Source organism: Aminipila sp. (assembly GCF_032051575.1).
Taxonomy (GTDB): Bacteria; Bacillota; Clostridia; order Peptostreptococcales; family Anaerovoracaceae; genus Aminipila.
Map to the genome: position 1 here is coordinate 56,314 of NZ_DAMBYD010000015.1, position 21,927 is coordinate 78,240.

Genomic DNA, 21,927 nt, shown 5'->3' on the forward strand with positions numbered 1-21,927 from the left:
AGCGTCATTATTTCATATAATGATACATAAGATTTTATTTACAACTCAGATCTGCTTATATTGGAGGTATATTATGAATCCAATTATTGTTTTTGTTCTTTTTATGCTTCTATACCAAGAGGACAACAATTTTCCAAATCATTTTGATACATTTAGGCTTGAACGACTTTTAGAGAAGCTAAATACTACAGTCTCTTCTCTTGACCGTATAAATCACCTAAATGAACTTGCACACGAGCCCCTAATTAAAGGTAACCTCGCCCATACCATTGAAGACTCTATACATACTGCGAAGCCATTATTCCCTGAAGGTAAACCACAGCAACATCTAGATACAATCGAATCCGTTATGGAGAGCATAAAAAAAATCGGAGGCCTTCAGAAAATGGCGCAAAATCTCGGTCCTATGCTAAATATATTAAGTAATTTCTCTACCGCTTCACTTCCTGAAAGTGACAGTACGCAGCCGGACCCTTATGACTATTCCCATATTATAGAAAAAGAGGATCCTTATTTATAAGAATCCTCTTTAAAATTACATAATTATCTTTGATTTGAAGCATTTAGCACATTCTTTATTTTGTGCTGAACCATTCTCTGGATAGCATCTCTGGCTGGTGCAAGATATTTTCTTGGGTCAAATTCTTCAGGCTTTTCAATTAAGAATTTTCTTACTTCAGCCGTCATAGCTAATCTTAAGTCTGTATCTATGTTCACCTTACATATACCATATTTAGCCGCATTTCTAATCATTTCTTCCGGCACTCCCTGTGCCCCTGGAATGTTTCCTCCATACTCATTGCATCTCGCAACAAATTCAGGCAGAACAGTTGATGCTCCGTGAAGCACAAGAGGCGTACCTGGAAGTAGTTCATGTATTTTTTTTAGTCTTTCAAAATCAAGATAAGGTTCTCCCTTAAATTTATATGCACCATGACTTGTTCCAATAGCAATTGCAAGGGAATCCACACCAGTTCTTTCAACGAACTCTACTGCTTCATCAGGATCTGTGAATGTTGCAGAACGCGCGTCTACTTTTATATTGTCTTCTACTCCTGCCAACTTTCCAAGTTCTGCTTCTACTACAGCACCCTTGCTGTGGGCATATTCAACCACTTGTTTTGTAAGTGCAATATTTTCTTCAAATGCATGCTTTGAACCATCAATCATAACAGAAGTAAAGCCATCGTCTACGCATTTTTTACAAATATCATAATCCTCACCATGATCAAGGTGTAACACAATATCTAAACCAGAATCTTCGATCGCAGCCTCTACAAGCTTTAAAAGATATGCGGGTCTTGCATATTTTCTAGCACCAGCTGAAACCTGAAGTATAATTGGTGCATTCTCTTCCTTAGCTGCATCCACAATTCCCTGTATAATTTCCATATTATTAACATTAAATGCTCCAACTGCATAATCTTTAGTTAAAGCCTTTGCAAATATTTCCTTTGAAGTAATTAAAGCCATCTCAGTACCTCCATATTATATATCTTATATATTTACCAATATTATATACCATTTTGTCCAATATTTCACTATTAATTATATTTTTTTGTAAATAAATGTAATAAGGACCTTGAAATTAATCAAAGTCCTCATTGTACATTTTTTTATTTTATTGTGATACATTATTTTGCATATTTGTTCTTTCTGGTCTGGTTCCGCTATTATTAGGAGGAGCCTGCATACTACCCGATCCATCTGGAGGGGCCATTCCACCATGCATACTATTGCCAGATAGATTCGTTACAGTAGAGTCTGCAGTAAAGCTTGCAAGTTCCGTCTTTCCTGCCATAATTTTATATGTTTCTCCTTTTTCTATTACTGATGAACTTATAACTATATGCGAAAATTCTTTTTCCGGCGTGAAAGACATTACTGTAGTTCCCGAGCTGTTTACAAGCTGAACTTCTGTACCTATTGCCTGTGTTGTAACTGTAGTAGCTACAGTGTTTACAGTCGTTCCTGAACTTGGGGCCTGTGCCATTCCTGAGGAACCAGCAACTATAAGCGTTCCTCCTGTAACTTCAAATACGCCGTCGTAATCTAGTCCTGCATTACCATTATTGGTAGGTCCGCTTACTGCTACAGTACCGCCAGTCATATAACCCGATCCATTTATGTCTATTCCGTCTCCACTAGCATTGACATTTATTTTTCCATCTTTTATTGTTAATTTAGTATTCGAATCTGTAGTCGTCGAAGTTCCAGAACTACTGTTATTCACTATTGTCCCACTTCCAAACCCTAAATTTTCATTTCCTCCAGATACATTTATACCATCATCACTTGCTACTATATCAATAGTACCACCATCTATAGTCATTTCTGTACTTTCAAGCCCCTCATAGCTTTTTGCGATATCAATGTCACCGCAATAAATTTCTAATTTATTGTCTGCATGGATTCCATCATCCCCGGCAGATATTTCAAATTTTCCCGAAGCTACAGCCACAGAATCATTGGAATGAACTGCATCATCTTCACTGTCAATATTGAAATTCCCATCCTGGATAACCACCTTTGCTCCTGCCTTAAGAGCTTTCGCACTTTCAGATTCAGTTTCAGTTTTCGTTGTAGTTGTAGCAGTCTTTGTAATTGCAGCCGCTGTGCTCTTTTCTACTTTTTTTGTAGCCCCAGTTACAGCACTTACACTTCCCGGTGTAAGTGCAGATTTGGATGTGTTTTCAGGTCTCTGCATCTGCTGTCCGCCCTGTCCAGGCATCTGCCCCTGCCTATTATCTTGTTTGGATTTAGCTGCTGCTGAACCATCTCCAGTTTTTATGGTATAATCCCCTCCAAGCGTTAGTAGAATAGATTCTGCCTGAATTCCATCGTTTCCACTAGTGATGTTAAATGTCCCATCTGCGATTGCAATATAACCCTTTGCTGTATCTTCTGAGTTGGTAGCTTTTATACCGTCACCTTTAGCCTTAACCGTAATATTTCCGCTTCCAATAACCACACTGTCTTTTCCTACAATGCCATCATCCGCTGCATTTATAAGCAACGTTGTCTCTGCTATTTCCACATCATCTTTTCCTGTAATACCGTCTTTATAATTTGCATTTACAGTAAGCTTTCCACTACCATTTATTTTTAAATCATCCTTTGAATAAATTGCAGCACTTGGCACTACCGAAGTTTTATTGGTCTCAGTGTCCGTTGTTTCTGTTTTATATTCATAGGTATAATTTGAACCATCTGTAATGGTATTTGTAGTGCCCTCTGGCACTGATATTATTACATTCTTACCACAATTTTTAACGTATATAGGAGCTCCGTCCTTACATATTATATTAGCATTTTCTAAAACCAAAGTTACATTTTCAGCAGCAGCACTATCAATTATTATGGCTCCATCATTTAATGTTCCACTTATTACATACATTCCAGCAGCAGTAATCAGCAAGTCACTTCCACTAACCGTTGCTCCTTTACCTTCAAAGGATATACTGCTCCCCTTTAAAGTAACTTTTTGATATTCTTGTGTTTTGTAGTCAGTATAACTGCTTGTACTTGTTGCTTTCGCAGCTATAGCTGACAATTGGATATCATTTGTATAAAGAACAATCTTTTCTTTAGCATCCGCAATATCTGCAGCATCAGCAGTAAATGCTGATATTCCAAAGCCGGAAATCACCATCGCTCCTGCCAGTGCTCCTGTTATTATTCGTTTTTTACTTTCTTTAAGCATTTCCTTCTTCATTTTTTTACTTTCCTTCCTATTCTCCATGCATAGTTAACATGATGCTCAAATTTCCGTTTCTCACTCTAAGTTCATCTATAAATTCTTTTTCCCTTATGCCCGCTTTCAAAGTCACTTCATAATTAGCTTCATATAATGAGCCTAAGTCCGTAGTCTTTATCTTTTGCAATATGTGCCGATTTGTATATTTTTCAAATACTTCATCAAATGCATTTTCATAATTTAAGTCTTCTGGTATAACTATTTTTAATCTTTTTGCTGTACCATTCCCTCCAAAGCTTAATTTCTCAAGGATTAGCATGACAATTGACATAAATACCACAAACATACTGCTTCCCAGATACATGCCAACTCCACATCCTACACCAGCAGCTGTGGAAAAGAAAATGTATCCAATATCCTTGGATTCTCCCGGCGCACTTCTAAAACGAATAATGGACAAAACACCTGCCAGCGAAAAAGCTCTTGCCACATTACTTCCTACAAATAATATAATTACTGCCAATATAATTGGAAGCATAATTAATGTAAGAGAAAAGCCTCTCCTGTTTAATGCCTGTTTATTTGATATTAAATAAGTGGCAGCAATAATTATTCCCAGCCCTAAAGCAACAATCATTGCCATCACAACCTCTATATTACTAACCTCCACCCCAGAAGTTACAGTAGTTAATTTTTCTGTTATTGAGTTAAGCATAAACAGCCTCCTTATTTCTCTTATTCTTTATAAAGTTTTTAAATTCTGTTCCATATTTTGAAAAACTTACTTTTCTAATTTCTTCTCTTGCTAATAAGTCCGTCAGCCAAATAGGCATTGCTTTAGCTGTCTTTATTTCCATAAGCCACATCCCCGGTTGTACTAACGATGCTCCATAGTCTCCTTCTTCAAGCTTCAGATTATCTCTTCTAGTTCTTATATTGGTGTCAAAAGATATCCTTAAGTCAGGATTTTCCTTTTCAAAGTAAGCCATACGATCATAAGCAATCATAACTTTAGGATACAGCTTATAGTTTCGTACCATATATGCTAATTCTTTTAGAACTTGAGTATTCATATACTCATCTACTGCAACCTTTCCACCATTTTCAATAAAACGGTACGCATCTTCAATCGTTATTTTTGTTCTTCTTTTATTGACTAAACCGTCAACTTTTTTCTTTATCTCTAAAAAAGCAATATCTTCTTTTTTAGATGTTCCATAAGTTCTTAATCTTATTTTTTCTTTGTATACAGGTTTTGACAATGACGTTCTTATCAAATAATCATCTTCTGTATCAAAGTAAAGATTACAAATGGAATAGGTCTGCCTATTTATGTTATTTTTATCAGGTGTCATGTACTTTTCTATTTCATCAAGCACTCTTGCCATCTTCTCTTGTGTAACAAAATATTTTTTTTCAAATCTATTAAAAACTTCTATAGCCATAATTTGCTCCTTTCCATCAGTCACTTTTCCGTAACTTTTTTCCATCAGCTTATGGTAATATTATGGCCTATCAATGTGTTGTGTGTAGAATCGTTATGTGAAAATAATGGAAAGAAAATGTGAAGAATGTGTAAAGAATGTGGCATCGTCACTCCGTTTATATAAAAAAAGACCAAACGTAATAAAAAACGTTTGGTCTTTAATTTGTGTTATCATATATTGTTATATATTCTGATATTCTTCAATCAGCTTATGCTTTGTTTCCCATAATTTCTGAGATAAGTCAACATAATAAATCTGCGGATTTTCAAATCTTAGCAATTCATCCCACAAAGTATCAATCTGCTGTTTACAATACTCCTTAATTTCATCAATATTTGGAGATTCATACACACATTTGCCTTCTTTGAAAATAGGAACCATTAAATTTTTCGCATAAAATTTATAAATCTTCTTTCGTTTCCAAACGGCACGAGGATCAAAAATTTCATAAGATTCACCGTCAGGAATCCCCTCACCATCCAATGTAATAACATCTGCAATTACTTTATCTGTATCCTTGTCAAATAATCTATATACTGTTTTAAACCCTGGGTTTGTAATTTTTTCTACGTTTTCACTTATTTTAATTTTAGGAATCATTTTTCCATTTTTCTCAAGTGCGGAAAGTTTATAGACTCCGCCAAATACAGGCTCTGATTTAGAAGTAATGAGTCGTTCACCTACTCCAAAAGAATCTATGCATGCCCCTTCAAGTATAACATCTCTTATGATAAATTCATCTAATGAATTAGAGACCACTATACTGCATTCCTGCAGCCCAGCTTCATCCAACATAATTCTTGCTCTCTTAGTTAGGTAAGTTACATCTCCGCTATCTATTCTTATACCCATTTTTTCAGGTTTCATTTCTTTAAATACTTTAATTGCATTTGGTACACCTGACTTAAGTACATTATAAGTGTCTACCAAAAGCACACAATTATTTGGATAAATTTCAGCGTACTTTTTAAAGGCTTGATACTCATCATCAAACATCTGAACCCAGCTATGAGCCATTGTTCCAAGAGCCACAATTCCATAATCCCTGTCAGAAATAGCACAGGCAGTTCCCATACAACCGCCAATATAAGCAGCTCTAGAACCTAAGACTGCAGCAGAGGCCCCATGTGCTCTTCTAGTTCCAAATTCCATTACTCCCCGACCTTTTGCAGCTCTCACAATTCTGCTTGCTTTAGTCGCAATTAAACTTTGATGGTTTATCAAAAGCAAAATCATTGTTTCTACAAACTGAGCCTGCATAAGAGGTCCTCGAACGGTTATTAATGGTTCTCCAGGGAAAATAGGAGTTCCTTCAGGTATAGCCCACACATCACAAGTAAATTCGAAACTTTTTAGATATTCCAAGAATTTTTCGCTGAAAATTTCCTTTCCTCTTAGATACTCTATGTCTTTATCCGAAAATGATAAATCATTGAGATACTCAATTACCTGCTCTACGCCTGCCATAATTGCAAAGCCTCCGCCATCAGGTATCTTTCTAAAAAACATATCAAAATATGCAATATCGTTTGCCATATCAGTTTCAAAATAGCCATTTGCCATGGTGAGTTCATAAAAATCAGTCAACATGGTCAAATTAAGACCCTTAGCCATTGGATTCTTCCTCCGTTTTTTCTTTTGTTACTAAAATACTCCGCTAAAATAACTATCCTTTTTTATTATGCCACCTATCACGTTAGGTGTAAAGACTGAATTTAAAGCGCTTTGGCTTACAACAGTTTTTTCAGGAACTCTCCAGTATAAGAATTTTTGTTTTCGGCAATCTGCTCAGGAGTACCAGTACCAACAATAGTTCCACCTCTATTACCACCGTCTGGTCCTAAATCTATGATGTAGTCAGCCATTTTTATAACTTCAAGATTATGTTCAATAACCACTACAGTATTGCCTGCATCCACTAACTTTTGAAGTTCTTCAATCAGTTTATCTACATCTGCAAAATGTAGTCCCGTTGTAGGCTCATCAAGAATATACATGGTTCTCCCTGTACTTCTTTTAGAAAGCTCTGTAGCTAGTTTTATTCTTTGGGCTTCTCCTCCCGAAAGCTGTGTAGATGGCTGTCCAAGTTTAATATAACCAAGACCTACCTCTTCAAGGGTGTCCATCTGTCTAGCAATAGCAGGAATATTCTTAAAAAATTCTACAGCTTCGGATACATTCATATCTAGAATATCATATATACTTTTACCTTTATACTTAACCTCAAGGGTTTCACGATTATAACGTTTGCCTTTACAAACTTCACAAGGTACATAAACATCTGGGAGAAAGTGCATCTCAATCTTTATAATCCCGTCCCCACTACAAGCTTCGCAGCGACCGCCTTTTACATTAAAGCTGAATCTTCCTTTTTCATATCCTCTCACCTTTGATTCTGGCAATTGAGCAAATAAGTCTCTTATGGGGGTAAAAACACCAGTATACGTAGCAGGATTTGACCGTGGAGTTCTTCCAATTGGTGCCTGATTAATGTCAATAATCTTGTCAATGTTCTCTATCCCAATGATCTTATCATGTTCCCCGGGCTTATCCTTTGCTCTGTTTATTTTTTGTGCAAGAGCTTTATATAAAATCTCATTAACAAGACTGCTTTTACCTGATCCAGATACTCCAGTTACACATACTAATTTACCAAGTGGTATGTCAACATTTACATTTTGTAAATTATTTTCCCTAGCCCCAACTATTTTTATAAACTGTCCATTGCCCGTTCTTCTCTCTTCGGGTACCTTTATTACCTTAGTTCCAGATAAATATTGCCCCGTTAAAGAGTTTTTACATTTTTTTATCTGCTCAACGGTCCCCTGGGCTATAACTTCTCCCCCATGTATGCCTGCTCCAGGTCCAATATCAATTATGTGATCCGCTGCATACATGGTATCCTCATCATGTTCTACAATAAGAAGAGTATTCCCAATATCCGTTAAATTCCTTAAGGTTTTTAATAGTTTTTCATTATCCTTCTGATGAAGTCCAATGCTAGGCTCATCTAAAATATAAAGTACACCCACAAGACTTGATCCAATTTGTGTAGCAAGTCTGATTCTTTGGGACTCTCCTCCCGATAGTGTTCCTGAAGTTCTTGACAAGCTTAGGTAGTCCAATCCAACATCAATTAAAAAACCTAATCGAGCTTTTATTTCTTTTAAAATCTGCTGGGCGATCATTTGTTCTGTATTGTTTAATTGAAGTTCCTTAATAAATTCTATTGCCTCCCGAATAGACATTTCTGATACTTCAGCTATATTTTTTCCACCTACAGTAACCGCCAAAACTTCTGGTTTTAATCTTTTTCCCTTACAGGTTTCACAAGGAATTATACGCATATACTGCTGCATTTTATCTTTTATAAATTCTGAATTTGTTTCCTTATATCTACGTTCCAGATTGTTAATAACTCCTTCAAATGGATGATCTCTATAAGATTCCGAATTATTATTTCTGCTTTTATAAAAATACTTTAAATGTCTGCTTCCTGTACCATAAAGCAGTTCCTTCTTAAATTTATCCGGAAGTTTATTGTAAGGTGTATCTAAATCAGCTCCGTGTTCTTTAGCTAGTGCTTCAATCATCTGTCTATAAAATCCTGTTATTTCCATGGATGCAAAGATATTTCCTAAGCATCCCTCTGCAATGCTCAATTCTTGCTTTTCTATAATTAAGTCTGGATCAATTTTTTCACTGAACCCTAAACCATTACAGTCAGGACAAGCTCCGAAGGGACTGTTAAAAGAAAACATTCTTGGTTCCAGTTCTTCTAAGCTTATGCCATGTTCAGGGCAGGCTAATTTAGTAGAAAAAACTTTATCATACGGCTGCTCAGATTCCTTATTGTGAATCTGGGCAATTACTAAACCATTGCCATGTGAAATAGCAAGTTCAACGGCCTCTGCTAATCTGCTTTCAGAACCATCCTTTATAATGATTCGGTCAACAACAATTTCAATAGTATGTTTCAGATTCTTTTCAAGCTTTACTTCTTCCTCTGTGATGTTTACAAGTTCATCATCTATTCTTGCCCTAGTAAAACCTTCTTTTCGTATTCTTTCTATTATTTTTTCATGTTCGCCTTTACGTTCTCTGATGACTGGTGCAAGCATTGTAATTCTCGTCCCATCGTCTAACGACATTAGACTGTCAACTATCTGGTCCACCGATTGGCTTTTTATCTCAATACCGCAGACAGGGCAGTGTGGTATCCCTATTCTAGCATACATAAGTCGTAAGTAATCGTGGATTTCTGTAACGGTACCTACAGTAGAGCGAGGATTTTTATTTGTTGTTTTCTGGTCAATGGAAATTGCAGGTGATAACCCTTCTATATACTCCACATCTGGTTTTTCCATCTGCCCTAAGAACTGCCTTGCATAAGAAGACAAACTCTCCATATACCTTCTTTGCCCTTCTGCATATATTGTATCAAATGCAAGTGATGATTTTCCTGAGCCGGAAAGCCCTGTAATAACTACCATTTTATCTCTTGGTATCGTAATATCTATATTTTTTAAATTGTGCTCATTGGCACCTTTTATGATAATTTCGTTTGCCATATCTTCTCCATCTATAATCTATAATACCGTGCATCGCAAATTAACGATATTGTTGGTTTTCCTTTTACTTAAAGCTTTAACTTAAACTCAAATATCTGATCTCTAAGCTGTGCCGCGCGCTCAAATTGTAAATCCGAAGCAGCTTGTTTCATTTCCTTTTCAAGCTTTTTAATATACTCCGTCAGCTCTTTTTTCGTTAATTCAAGTGGACTCTTACCCGCATAATATTCTGCCGCTTCCTCTGCTGCTTTTGTCGCTTCAATAACTTTCCTAACAGCCTTTTTAACTGTTGTTGGTGTAACCCCATGCTTTTCATTGTATAACTGCTGGATTCCTCTCCTTCTTTCTGTTTCACTGATAGCTTTTTTCATAGCGTCACTCATGCTGTCGGCATACATTATGACTCTGCCCTCAGCATTTCTTGCTGCACGTCCTATGGTCTGAATCAATGATGTTTCTGTTCTTAGGAATCCCTGCTTGTCCGCATCTAGAATAACCACCAAAGAAACCTCTGGGATATCCAAACCTTCTCTAAGAAGATTGATACCTATAAGTACATCAAAAACACCCAGCCTTAAATCTCTTATTATCTCCATCCTTTCCAGAGTATCTATCTCGGAATGCAAATACCTTACCTTAATATTTACATTTTTCAAATAGTCCGTTAGACTTTCTGACATTTTTTTAGTCAAAGTTGTCACAAATACTTTTTCTCCCCGCTCTGTGACCTTATTTATTTCTCCTATCAAATCATCTATCTGCCCTTGAGTCTTTCTGATTTCAATTTTTGGATCAAGTAACCCTGTAGGTCTAATCACCTGTTCTGCAGAAATGCCGCCACTACTTTCTATTTCATATTTTGCCGGAGTTGCACTTACATATACAATCTGATTGACTATATTTTCAAACTCTTCAAATTGAAGCGGTCTGTTGTCCAAAGCTGAAGGCAGCCTGAAGCCATAATCCACTAAAGATGTTTTTCTTGCTTTGTCTCCTGCATACATAGCATGGAGCTGTGGCAGCATCACATGGGACTCATCAATGACAATAAGAAAATCTTCTGGGAAATAGTCAATTAATGTGTATGGCCGGTTTCCTGGAGATAATCCATTTATATGCCTTGAATAGTTTTCAATACCTTTACAACTTCCTATTTCTCTTAACATTTCAAGGTCATATCGCGTTCTCTGCTCTATTCTTTGAGCCTCAAGAAGTTTTCCTCTGTCTTTAAACCATTTCAACCGCTCATTTAATTCTTGCTCAATTGTAACGATGGCTTTTTCCGTATTTTCTTTTGAAGTAACATAGTGGGATGCCGGAAATATAGCAATATGATTTCTTAATCCCAGAATTTCACCAGTAATTGGATTCATTTCTTTTATTGTTTCTATTTCATCTCCAAAAAGCTCTACCCTTATGGCATTTTCCGCTCCGGCAGGATATATATCAATAACATCGCCTCTTGCTCTGAATGTGCCCCTGGCAAACTCCATATCATTTCTAGTGTATTGAATATCTACCAGTTTCCTTAGTATATCTTGTCTGCTTTTTTCCATCCCAGGTCTTAATGATAACATTTGATTTTCATAGTCAAAGGGGCTCCCCAAACCATAGATGCAAGAAACACTGGCCACTATGATAACATCACGGCGCTCTGCAAGTGCTGCTGTTGCAGAGTGGCGGAGCTTATCTATTTCATCATTTATATTTGAATCTTTTTCAATATAAGTATCCGTAGATGGTACATAGGCTTCAGGCTGATAATAGTCATAGTAACTAACAAAATATTCTACAGCATTATCCGGAAAAAATTCTTTAAACTCACCACAAAGCTGCGCTGCAAGCGTTTTGTTGTGTGATATTACTAATGTAGGCTTTTGTACTCTCTCAATAAGATTTGCAATTGTAAATGTTTTTCCTGATCCTGTAACTCCCAGTAATGTCTGGTGTTTTTTACCATTTAAAATGCCTTCCGTAAGCCGATCTACAGCCTGTGGCTGGTCACCCATCAATTTAAAATCTGAAACTACCTTAAATTCACCCATTAATCTGCCTCTTTCATTTAAAGAACATTTGTTTATTTCTTATAATATCACACACATCTTTTAATGTCTAGTTGTGATTATTTTATTTATACCCTTGTTGTGGTAGTTTTATCATGGTATACTATTAAAGTATAAATTTTTAATATTGGTAAGTTTAATCGGTATTTATTAGGTATCGATTTTATTAAAACTAACATTGTATACATTTATACATTTTGGGGCAGCCCAGATATTTAGTATATAGAGGTGGTAATTATGAGTGACAACTATGCAGCTTTCACGGCTGAAAATGATAGACTAATTGACAAGCTATCAGGGGAAAAAGCTTTTTACATGAGCAAAGCAAAAATTTTAAGTAAAACTGATGTTATTCCCGACTCTTTATACATTGAAAAAGACGTAAAAAGAGGACTCCGTAATGCCAACGGAACAGGAGTTATTGTTGGACTTACTAAAGTTGGAGAAGTAATCGGATATGAGTTTGACGAACAAGGAAATAAAATCACAATTGATGGTAAACTATATTACAGAGGGTATGATGTCGAAGATATTTTCAATAATTGTGTTAAAGAAAACCGTTTTGGCTTTGAAGAAGTGACTTATCTTCTTTTATTCGGAGAACTGCCTAACAAAGATGAGTTACTAGAATTTAATAAAATGCTGGGTGCTAAGCGTGAACTTCCAAAAGGTTTTGCCCGAGATATGATATTAACAGCCCCTTCCAAAAGTATCATGAACAAATTAGCAAGAAGCGTTTTAGCCATGTATTCATACGATGAAAATCCCGACGATACATCTGTAGAAAATGTTTTACGTCAATCTCTATCACTTATAGGACATTTTCCAGCTCTGATTGCATACGGCTTTCAAGCTAAACGGTCTTCTTTTGATAACGAAAGTCTGCATTTACACAATCCTATCCCAGAATTGAGTACTGCAGAAAATATATTGAGAATGATTCGTCCTACTGGCGAATATACAGATATTGAAGCAAAACTTCTTGATTTATCTTTAATATTACATGCAGAACATGGTGGTGGTAATAATTCAAGTTTTACGACTCACCTGGTTTCCTCTTCAGGCACAGATACTTATTCTGCTATTTCAGCTGCCGTAGGTTCTTTAAAAGGTCCTAGACATGGTGGAGCAAATATTGCCGTAATTAATATGATTCATGATTTAAATAAACATGTTAAAGATATTACTAATGAAGCCCAGGTAGAAGATTATCTGGTAAAAGTATTAAAAGGTGAAGCCAATGATGGCAGTGGATTAATATATGGATTAGGTCATGCAATTTATACCATTTCTGATCCAAGAGCTGTGCTTTTAAAGGGAATGGCAAAGAAGCTTGCCGAAAGCAAAGGCTTAGAAGATGCCTTTAACTTATATGAATTTATCGAAAAACGTGGTTCTGCATTATATAAAGAAGTAAAGGGTATTGATAAACCAATACCTGCGAATGTAGATTTATATTCAGGATTTGTATATAGAGCGCTAAACATTCCTGTTGACATTGCTACTCCTTTATTTGCTACAGCAAGACTTTCTGGATGGTGTGCACACAGATTGGAAGAAATTATTACAGGCAGACGCCTGATGAGACCAGCCTATAATGGTGTTCAGCCTTATCTTGAATATACTCCGATACATAAGCGATAACGCATATGTGATACGATTACCTTCTTGACAATATATGTAATTTTATATATGATTTACATATATTGGAAGGAGGTTTTTTTATGTTTACCACTATGTTAATCATATCTGTTTATTCCATCTTTATTATATTTAGTTTTAATTTATTACCCTATAAATGGTTATGTGATTATAACGCAGATACTTCAGACAGTCTTTCGCAGAAATATGCGCCAATTAATTTCTACTTTTTCCCAGTATTTTTGTACACATCACTTATTATCTTTTTTCTTTTTACCACACCGCATTCATATCTAGATTTATTTACTAACATTATTATGATATTATTACTTTCTCATATTTGTTTGTCTGACATTCTTTACATGATCATTCCAGACCAACACGTTATTCTAATTCTTGTTTTAGGTCTCTTAAATCTTACTACAGAGAATATGTCTTATAAAATATTGGGCCTTTTGGTGGGTGCCCTTCCTTTTCTTATATTATTAATTACAGGGCTTATATTAAAAAAAGAGGAATGTATCGGCTTTGGAGATATAAAACTCATGTCTGCACTAGGTTTGCTCTTAGGGTATGCAGATATTCTTAACCTCTATATGATTAGTTGTTTTTTAAGTGGTATATCTTTTATCATCTTAACTTTGCTAAAAACTCTTATGAAAAATAATAACAAATTGAGCTACATCCCATTTGCTCCTTTTATATGCTTTTCGTATATTTTTTGTATTATGTAATAATTTAAGCATCCACTTATTTTAGTTCCTTGCTTATATAAGTTATTACACCATTCTGGTTTATTTTTTCTATGATTTTACCAAGTTCTTCTATGGGAAGATCCATATTATTTTTAAACCAGTATCCTATCATTCCCAATTGAGCGGAGGACACATATTCCAATGCATATTTTAATTTTACTTTTCCTAAATCGTCTATACCATTTTGCAAGTCAAACATTTCCATAACAGTCTCCTGCATAATTTTTTTAAGTTTTTTTACAGCTCTTAATTCTGCACGTTCACCAAAGAACAATTCCAACATTGCTTGCTCTCCGTAAAAAAACTCTTTTGGTAACACTCCTGTATCTATTTTTTTATTCATAATCAATGCTCTTATAACCGGAAGAGCATGCTTCTTAATCTGGTCTATGGCCTCATTTTCAACCTTTTCCTGTAAATCATATATATCTATATAATATACATAAAAAGTCCCTCTATTTATATGCGCTTTTTCTGTAATCTCCTTTATGCTGATTTTTTCAATACGCTTTTGTTTATAAAGTTCTAAAAATGCATTTTTTATTCTCTGCTTTGTATCTTGTACTCGTTTTGATTCCATTTTTCATCTCCTATAAACGTACCTTTATTTTTTGTCCAACGTTAACATTATACCCCTTAGGAAGCAGCACTTTAACTCGAATACTCTCCTGATTTCGGTTAGCTGCACTTTGCAGTTCTTTTGGTGTATATTGTGCTTTTACATCGATGTATTTAATTTTGCCTTCTACTGAATCATGGTCAATAGTGACCACAGCCTTTTGGTTATATTTAATTTGATCTAATTTGTCCTCTGGAAAGTAAATAACTGCATACTGCTCTTTATCCGAAGATATATCCGCTATATTGTAGCCAGCAGCCACTATATCACCTTCATTGTAATTCTTACTCATAACAATACCATCGCATCCTGCTAATATAGCATATTTTTCAAGAATTTCTTTTTGCTGGTTTAATTGACTTTCTAATAATGCCACATCTATATCCGCCGCGTTTCCAGCAGTCTTGTCTGAACTATTTCTGACCTGTGCCTTCGAAGATTCTACCGTGCTTTCTGCTGTGTCATACGTAACCTTTGCACTGTCCAATGCAGTTTCTGAAATAGCTGATTCCGCATACAATGATTTTGCTTTATCATAGTCCTGCTTTGCCTTTTCTGCTATCACAACTGCACTTTCATAATTAGCTTTAGCTACACTATAATTATTATCTGCTGTACCCCCATGTCCTACTTTACTACCATTTACAGCTAATTTAGCCTTCTGCAAGTTCAATTCCAATTGTTCCACAACATATTTTTGATTGGTATTATCTATTACTGCCACAACATCTCCCTTTTTTATCTGACTGCCCAGCTGCACTGGACTTTCTAAGATTTTTCCTGAGACCTCTGCAGGATGTGATACCATGACACCTTCAATTTCTCCAATATAATAATTTCTATCCTTTAAATTAAAGTAACAAACAACTGCTACAATTAGTAATAATACTATAAAAGGCACAACCTTTGTACTAACTTTTACCTTTTTCATTATTTCTCCACCTTCTTTATATATTTCTATACCGCTTTAATAATTTTGTATTTATTATCATAAAAATAACAGATAATGCTACAAGAAGCATCAGGTCCCATAATATATCCATAATCCCTGCATTCTTAAGCATTACAGCTTTTAATGCATCTGCCGCATAATAGAGCGGCATCACCCGTCCCACCATGTCTAAAGCTGGCGGCAGCGTAAAAAGTCCTGTAAAAAATGCCTGTGGTACAACTATAATAGGTATAAATTGTATCATCTGAAACTCCGAATTGGCTGCGGTGGACACTAAAATGCCTAAAGTTGATGCAGTTATGGCTGTAACCAGGGTTGTAAGTAACACTAACCATATAGAACCTACCATCATTACCTGTAGAACATATACTAAGTAAAAGGATATGACCACCGACTGTACTACGTTTAGTATTCCAAACCCTAAAACATATCCAGTAACTACTTCCCATCTTTTAATAGGTGTCGACAATACCTTTTCCAACGTTCCTGTAGTTCTTTCTTTTAAAAAAGATATCCCTGAAATGAGAAATACTAAAAAGAAAACTAGAAATCCCATTAATATAGATGCAAAGTTATCAAATAGCGATAAGTCTTCTGCTCCATAAACGTAAGTTATATCTGACTTTAAATCCGTTCTTAGCTGCATAACGCCTCTGCTTGCCGCTTCAATTGCTCTAACGGCATTGCCTGATTTTGTTGAATTGCTTCCATCTACCCATGCGTACACTTTTCCGCTTTTAACCGTCACAACCGCTGTTACTTTGCCTTTCTCCAATTCCGATAAATCCTGGCAGCGTGTAGGTACTACATTGTTCTGTATCAGCTCCTCTATAAACCCTTCTGAAACATTTATAACACCTATGTCTACCGTATTTTGTGCTCCCTCAAAAACAAAATACAACAGTGTAAGTATCAGTAAAGGTGCTACAAGCATTAACGCCAGCGTACGCTTGTCATTTCTAATCTGCATTAAGATTCGCTTTGCCAAAGCCTTAACCCTCATTGACCCTCATCCTCCTCATCCATACTACTAAAGTATACAAATGCCTCTTCAAGGTTTTGTGCACCTGCTTTAACTTGTATTTCAGCAGGTGTTCCTGTCGCTAATAGCTTCCCCTCTCTCATCATGGATAAATGAGTGCACTTTTCAGCTTCATCCATTACGTGAGTCGTAACTAAAATAGTTACACCACTTTCAGTCATCTTGTACAGCTCATTCCAAATATTTTTTCGAAGCAATGGATCAATACCTACTGTAGGTTCATCCAGTATAAGGACTTTTGGTTCGTGTAATATAGTCATAGCTAAGGAGAGCCTTCTTTTCATACCACCAGAAAAATCTGAGACAGCTTTGTCTAAATCTTTATAAAGATTTACTACTTTTATAACCTCTTCTATTCTTAACTTTAGTTTCACATTTTCTATGCCATATAACTGGCCAAAAAACTCTAGATTTTGTCTTGCCGTCAAATCTCCATATAGGGCATCTGATTGGGCCATATATCCAACCTTCCCCATCAACTCAAGGTTAGGCATTTTTTCATTCACCACTAAAACATCTCCTGACGTTGCTTCTGATATACCGGCAATTATTTTTACAGTAGTGGTCTTTCCACATCCAGAGGGTCCCAGCATTCCATAAATAGCACCATAAGGAACTTCTATACTTACATCTTTTAATACTTGATGCTCACCAAAATTTTTATATATATGTTTGAGAACAATGCATTTTTCCGTTTCCAATTCTTGTGCCACCTTCTTTTCTTTAACCAATTTATCAAATTACCAACAACGTGTTGTTATATTTTACATCATATAAAAAAAACAGGTAAATTTAAATATACAATTTACCTGTTTTTGTTGGTTTTATTCATATAAAGTTAAACTTTATTTTTCCTCAGCTAATTTCTTATAACCTTCATATCTCTCCTTAGCATACTCTTCAGTCATATCAAATAGCTTATCTGATATATCTGGGAATTCTCTTGAAAGTGAAGAATATCTCATTTGGCCCATAATAAAGTCCTTAAAACTTGCTGTAGGAGCCTTTGAATCTAGCGTAAACGGATTCTTACCCTTCTTCTTTAATTCTGGATTGAATCTGTATAAGTGCCAGTATCCTGAGTCTACTGCATCCTTAATATTTTCTTGTGACTTACCCATACCCTTCTTTAGTCCGTGATTAATACAAGGTGAATATGCAATAATCAGTGATGGACCATCATAAGCCTCTGCTTCAGTTATGGCCTTTAACAGCTGTGCCTTATCTGCTCCCATACCAACCTGTGCAACATATACATAGCCATAAGACATAGCCATCATGCCTAAGTCCTTCTTCTTTATTCTCTTACCAGAAGCAGCGAATTTAGCGATTGCTGCTGCAGGTGTTGACTTAGATGCCTGCCCGCCTGTATTGGAATAAACTTCTGTGTCGAATACTAGGATATTTATGTTCTCTCCTGAAGCAAGAACATGGTCAAGACCACCATAACCTATATCATAAGCCCATCCATCACCACCAAGAGCCCATATGGATTTTTTTACTAAATAATCTTTGCTGTCGGAAATTCTCTTACATAGCTTCTGGATTACATCATCCGAAGTCTTAAGGTTATCTATGCACTGCATTACCTTATCGCTCTTTGCTCTGGATTCCTTGCCGTCTTCTTTATATTCAAGCCACTCTTCAATAGCTTCTTTTAAATCTTCAGCAATATCAAGTTCTAGTAATGCTTTCATGGTGTGCTCAATTTTTTCACGCATCTGCTTTGACGCAAGAAGCATTCCATAGCCATATTCTGCATTATCTTCAAACAAAGAGTTGGCCCAAGCTGGTCCTCTGCCATTTTCATCCTTGCAATAAGGCATTGATGGTGCAGAAGCGCCCCAAATCGACGAGCATCCCGTTGCATTGGCAATCAGCATTCTATCGCCATATAACTGAGTTACTAGCTTTATGTATGGTGTTTCGCCACATCCTGCACAAGCTCCTGAGAATTCAATATAAGGCTTTGCGAACTGACTTCCCTTTACAGTCTCTTTATTTAATAATTTATCTTTTACAGGTATTGTTGTACTATAATTCCAATTATCGGCTTCTTTTACAACCTGAGCATATGCCTTCATCGTTAGTGCCTTTTCCTTAGCAGGACAAATGTCAGCACAGTTTCCACAGCCTAAACAGTCTAAGGCAGAAAGCTGCATTCTATAATGATACCCTTCAAGTCCTTTTCCCGTTGCAGGAACAGTTTCAAATATAAATGGCGCCTTTTCCTTTTCAGCCTTATCTAGAAGTATTGGCCTGATAGCTGCATGAGGACATACAAAGGAACATTGGTTACACTGAATACAAGCATCTTTGTTCCATTCAGGAAGAAGAATTGCCACTCCACGCTTTTCATAAGCACTGGTTCCTGAAGGGAAAGTTCCATCCTCTCTCCCATTAAATGCACTTACAGGTAAATCTTCGCCCTCCTGCTTGTTCATAGGAATCAGAATCTGTTCTATAAACTCTGGAAGTTCTTCTGTTTTTCCTTTAGGATTCTCTGAATTTACCCATTCTGCAGGCACATTAATTTTCTTTATACCATTAGCACCAGCATCTACTGCTTTCCAGTTCATTTCTACAACGCTCTGACCTTTTTTCTTATATGTTTTTTCAATACCTTCCTTTAAGTATTCAATAGCCTGCTCCATAGGAATAACATTTGTAAGCTTAAAGAAAGCTGACTGCATGATCATATTGATTCTACTGCCAAGACCAATTTCGCCTGCAAACTTCCATGCATCTATAACATAAAAATTAATATTCTTCTTAGCCAGTTCTCTCTTCACCTTTGCAGGAAGATGTTCTGCAACTTCTTTTTCGTTCTCCCACATACAGTTTAGTAAGAAAGTCCCACCCTTCTTTAAGTCCTTAAGCATATCATATTGCCTCAAGTATGCCTGATTATGACATGCAACAAAGTCTGCCTGATTAATTAAGTAAGTAGACTGAATCGGATGTTCACCAAATCTTAAATGTGAAATTGTAACACCGCCAGACTTCTTAGAATCATAAGCAAAATAGCCCTGTGCATATAGATTTGTCTTATCTCCAATAATCTTAATTGCAGTTTTATTTGCACCAACTGTACCATCAGAACCAAGCCCCCAGAACTTGCACTTAATAGTCCCTTCTGGTTCTCTTGCAATGCCTTCTGTATATGGTAATGACATTCCTGTTACATCATCTTCAATACCTACTGTAAAATGATTCTTTGGTTTCTTATGATACAAATTATCGTATATAGCATGAATCATACCTGGAGTTGTATCTTTTGAACCCAGCCCATAACGTCCTCCATAGACTTCAGGTGCATTTCTTTCTCCATAAAGCATTGTTCTAACATCCTGATATAATGGTTCTCCAAGAGCCCCGGGTTCCTTCGTTCTGTCAAGAACTGCAATTCTTTCAACAGTTTTAGGAAGTACATCCATAAAGAATTTCTTGATGAATGGTCTATATAATCTTACCTTGATTAGACCAACTCTATGACCTTCAAGGATAAGTTTAGTCATTGTTTCCTCAATGGTTTCGCAAACTGAACCCATGGCAACAATAACGTTTTCAGCATCAGGTGCACCAACATAATCGAAAGGCTTATAGTTCCTTCCTGTCAATTTGCTTATTTCGTTCATATATTCCACTACAATTTCTGGAACAGCATCATAAAACTTATTGGACGCTTCTCTTGCTTGGAAAAATATATCTGGATTTTGAGCTGTACCTCTAACTACAGGGTGTTCAGGGTTTAATGCACGATTTCTAAAATCCTGCACAGCCTTCCAGTCCACTAGCTTCTTAAAATCTTCATATCCTATAACTTCTATTTTCTGAATTTCGTGAGAAGTTCTAAATCCATCGAAGAAATGAACAAAAGGAACTCTAGATTTTATTGAGGCAAGATGTGCCACACCTCCAAGGTCCATAACTTCCTGAACAGATCCTGATGCAAGCATTGCAAATCCGGTTTGTCTTGTAGCCATAACATCCGAATGATCTCCAAATATACATAGTGCATGAGTTGCAACTGTTCTTGCAGCTACATGGAATACCCCTGGTAGTAATTCTCCTGCAATTTTGTACATGTTAGGAATCATCAGTAACAATCCTTGTGATGATGTATATGTAGTAGTCAATGCTCCTGCTGCAAGAGAACCATGTACAGTTCCTGCTGCACCCGCTTCTGACTGCATCTCTGCAACTTTAACAGTCTGACCAAAAATATTTTTTCTGCCATAAGCAGACCATTCATCAACAACCTCAGACATGGTTGATGATGGTGTTATAGGATAAATTGCGGCAACATCAGTAAACGCATAAGATACATGTGCTGCTGCTGTATTACCATCCATAGTTCTCATTCTACTCTGTGTCATCTTTTCCTCCCTATAGTTAAGTTTTATTCAAACTTATTTACTTTACATAACTCATAACTCAATTTAACTTATATCAGCAAAATAGTTACCGTTTTTGTACTTATTTTTAAACATCTAATTTTCGCTAATGCATTTACTTTATACCATATTTACACCAATGTCAACATGTACAAAAAATAATACAATATACAAGAAACAACTAAAGAATCCCTTATTTTTGAACATTTTTTATTTTTATAATTTATATAATGCTTTTATATCTGTATAAATTGTTTGTGCATTTTTACAATTTAGTTGATATTACTAGTGATTGTTCACAAAATCTTTTAAGCAGTTTTTATTTTTATTCATAGTTTTTTGTAAATATAAAGTAAAAAAATATCCCTCACGAAATTATTTTTCGCAAGGGATATAGCAAACTAATCATACTATAGGTTCTTCCTATGGCTTCAGCTAATTAAATATAACAGCACGATACCTGGTATTCCCAAAGTACCAATACCGAAGCCTGTTAATACATTTATCGGTAAATGTATTCCAAAACCTGCCCCGATCAAATTGATTACAATTAATATTATTCCTCCGCAAATGCTGTTTATAATTATTTTCAAAATTATCCTGCCAGAAAAAGCGAAGAATTTTGCTAAAAGAAATATAATTAGCAGTCCAGCTGCATAAGCTAGAAATATAATAACTTCCATTCCTGTGTCCATATTTTTCT

16 protein-coding genes are annotated in these 21,927 nt (G+C 35.9%); 3 read left to right on the forward strand and 13 right to left on the reverse strand.

From position 1 onward, the window contains the following. The first annotated feature begins 73 nt into the window (after positions 1 to 73). Positions 74 to 520, forward strand: coding sequence for a hypothetical protein (locus RTW14_RS17360; RefSeq protein WP_312653812.1), 447 nt, complete (start codon positions 74 to 76; stop codon positions 518 to 520). A gap of 23 nt (positions 521 to 543) precedes the next feature. Here RTW14_RS17360 and fba read toward each other — a convergent pair whose 3' ends face one another. The 7 genes from fba to uvrB all read right to left on the reverse strand — a co-directional run bounded on the left by fba (position 544) and on the right by uvrB (position 11,800). Continuing rightward, positions 544 to 1,473, reverse strand: a complete 930-nt coding sequence (gene fba / locus RTW14_RS17365; RefSeq protein ID WP_312653815.1) for a class II fructose-1,6-bisphosphate aldolase — start codon at positions 1,471 to 1,473, stop codon at positions 544 to 546. 148 nt (positions 1,474 to 1,621) lie between these two features. Then, entirely contained in the window at positions 1,622 to 3,715 is a 2,094-nt protein-coding gene (locus RTW14_RS17370) for a carbohydrate-binding domain-containing protein (RefSeq protein WP_312653817.1), read from the reverse strand. Positions 3,716 to 3,731: 16 nt separating this feature from the next. Then, complete coding sequence (locus tag RTW14_RS17375) at positions 3,732 to 4,412, reverse strand: DUF4956 domain-containing protein (protein WP_312653819.1); 681 nt, start codon at positions 4,410 to 4,412, stop codon at positions 3,732 to 3,734. Further along, positions 4,405 to 5,142 (reverse strand): polyphosphate polymerase domain-containing protein, encoded by a 738-nt coding sequence (locus RTW14_RS17380; RefSeq protein WP_312653821.1) that lies wholly within the window; start codon positions 5,140 to 5,142, stop codon positions 4,405 to 4,407. Before RTW14_RS17380 ends, RTW14_RS17375 begins: the two co-directional genes overlap by 8 nt. 222 nt (positions 5,143 to 5,364) lie before the next feature. After that, positions 5,365 to 6,798, reverse strand: coding sequence for a nicotinate phosphoribosyltransferase (locus tag RTW14_RS17385; RefSeq protein WP_312653823.1), 1,434 nt, complete (start codon positions 6,796 to 6,798; stop codon positions 5,365 to 5,367). A 116-nt stretch (positions 6,799 to 6,914) separates the two neighbouring features. Beyond that, positions 6,915 to 9,755 carry an excinuclease ABC subunit UvrA gene (gene uvrA / locus RTW14_RS17390; protein WP_312653825.1) on the reverse strand — a complete coding sequence of 947 codons (2,841 nt, stop codon included), beginning with the start codon at positions 9,753 to 9,755 and terminating at the stop codon, positions 6,915 to 6,917. Positions 9,756 to 9,823: 68 nt separating this feature from the next. Beyond that, entirely contained in the window at positions 9,824 to 11,800 is a 1,977-nt protein-coding gene (gene uvrB, locus RTW14_RS17395; RefSeq protein WP_312653827.1) for an excinuclease ABC subunit UvrB, read from the reverse strand. Between the two features lie 255 nt (positions 11,801 to 12,055). Here uvrB and RTW14_RS17400 point away from each other — a divergent pair, with 255 nt between their 5' ends. Then, entirely contained in the window at positions 12,056 to 13,462 is a 1,407-nt protein-coding gene (locus RTW14_RS17400) for a citrate/2-methylcitrate synthase (RefSeq protein WP_312653829.1), read from the forward strand. Between the two features lie 80 nt (positions 13,463 to 13,542). Continuing rightward, the gene (locus RTW14_RS17405; RefSeq protein WP_312653831.1) at positions 13,543 to 14,193 is read left to right on the forward strand and encodes an A24 family peptidase; all 651 of its coding nucleotides are present in this window, start codon (positions 13,543 to 13,545) and stop codon (positions 14,191 to 14,193) included. Positions 14,194 to 14,209: 16 nt separating this feature from the next. Here RTW14_RS17405 and RTW14_RS17410 read toward each other — a convergent pair whose 3' ends face one another. From RTW14_RS17410 to RTW14_RS17435, 6 genes are all read right to left on the reverse strand, one after another. Further along, positions 14,210 to 14,794, reverse strand: coding sequence for a TetR/AcrR family transcriptional regulator (locus tag RTW14_RS17410; RefSeq protein WP_312653833.1), 585 nt, complete (start codon positions 14,792 to 14,794; stop codon positions 14,210 to 14,212). Positions 14,795 to 14,804: 10 nt separating this feature from the next. Continuing rightward, positions 14,805 to 15,764, reverse strand: coding sequence for an HlyD family secretion protein (locus RTW14_RS17415; protein WP_312653835.1), 960 nt, complete (start codon positions 15,762 to 15,764; stop codon positions 14,805 to 14,807). Between the two features lie 16 nt (positions 15,765 to 15,780). Beyond that, positions 15,781 to 16,788, reverse strand: coding sequence for an ABC transporter permease (locus tag RTW14_RS17420; RefSeq protein WP_312653837.1), 1,008 nt, complete (start codon positions 16,786 to 16,788; stop codon positions 15,781 to 15,783). Further along, complete coding sequence (locus tag RTW14_RS17425; RefSeq protein ID WP_312653839.1) at positions 16,785 to 17,528, reverse strand: ABC transporter ATP-binding protein; 744 nt, start codon at positions 17,526 to 17,528, stop codon at positions 16,785 to 16,787. Before RTW14_RS17425 ends, RTW14_RS17420 begins: the two co-directional genes overlap by 4 nt. Positions 17,529 to 17,672: 144 nt before the next feature. Then, the gene (gene nifJ / locus RTW14_RS17430; RefSeq protein WP_312653841.1) at positions 17,673 to 21,206 is read right to left on the reverse strand and encodes a pyruvate:ferredoxin (flavodoxin) oxidoreductase; all 3,534 of its coding nucleotides are present in this window, start codon (positions 21,204 to 21,206) and stop codon (positions 17,673 to 17,675) included. A gap of 449 nt (positions 21,207 to 21,655) precedes the next feature. Beyond that, the gene (locus RTW14_RS17435) at positions 21,656 to 21,919 is read right to left on the reverse strand and encodes a pro-sigmaK processing inhibitor BofA family protein (RefSeq protein WP_312653843.1); all 264 of its coding nucleotides are present in this window, start codon (positions 21,917 to 21,919) and stop codon (positions 21,656 to 21,658) included. Positions 21,920 to 21,927 lie beyond the last annotated feature (8 nt).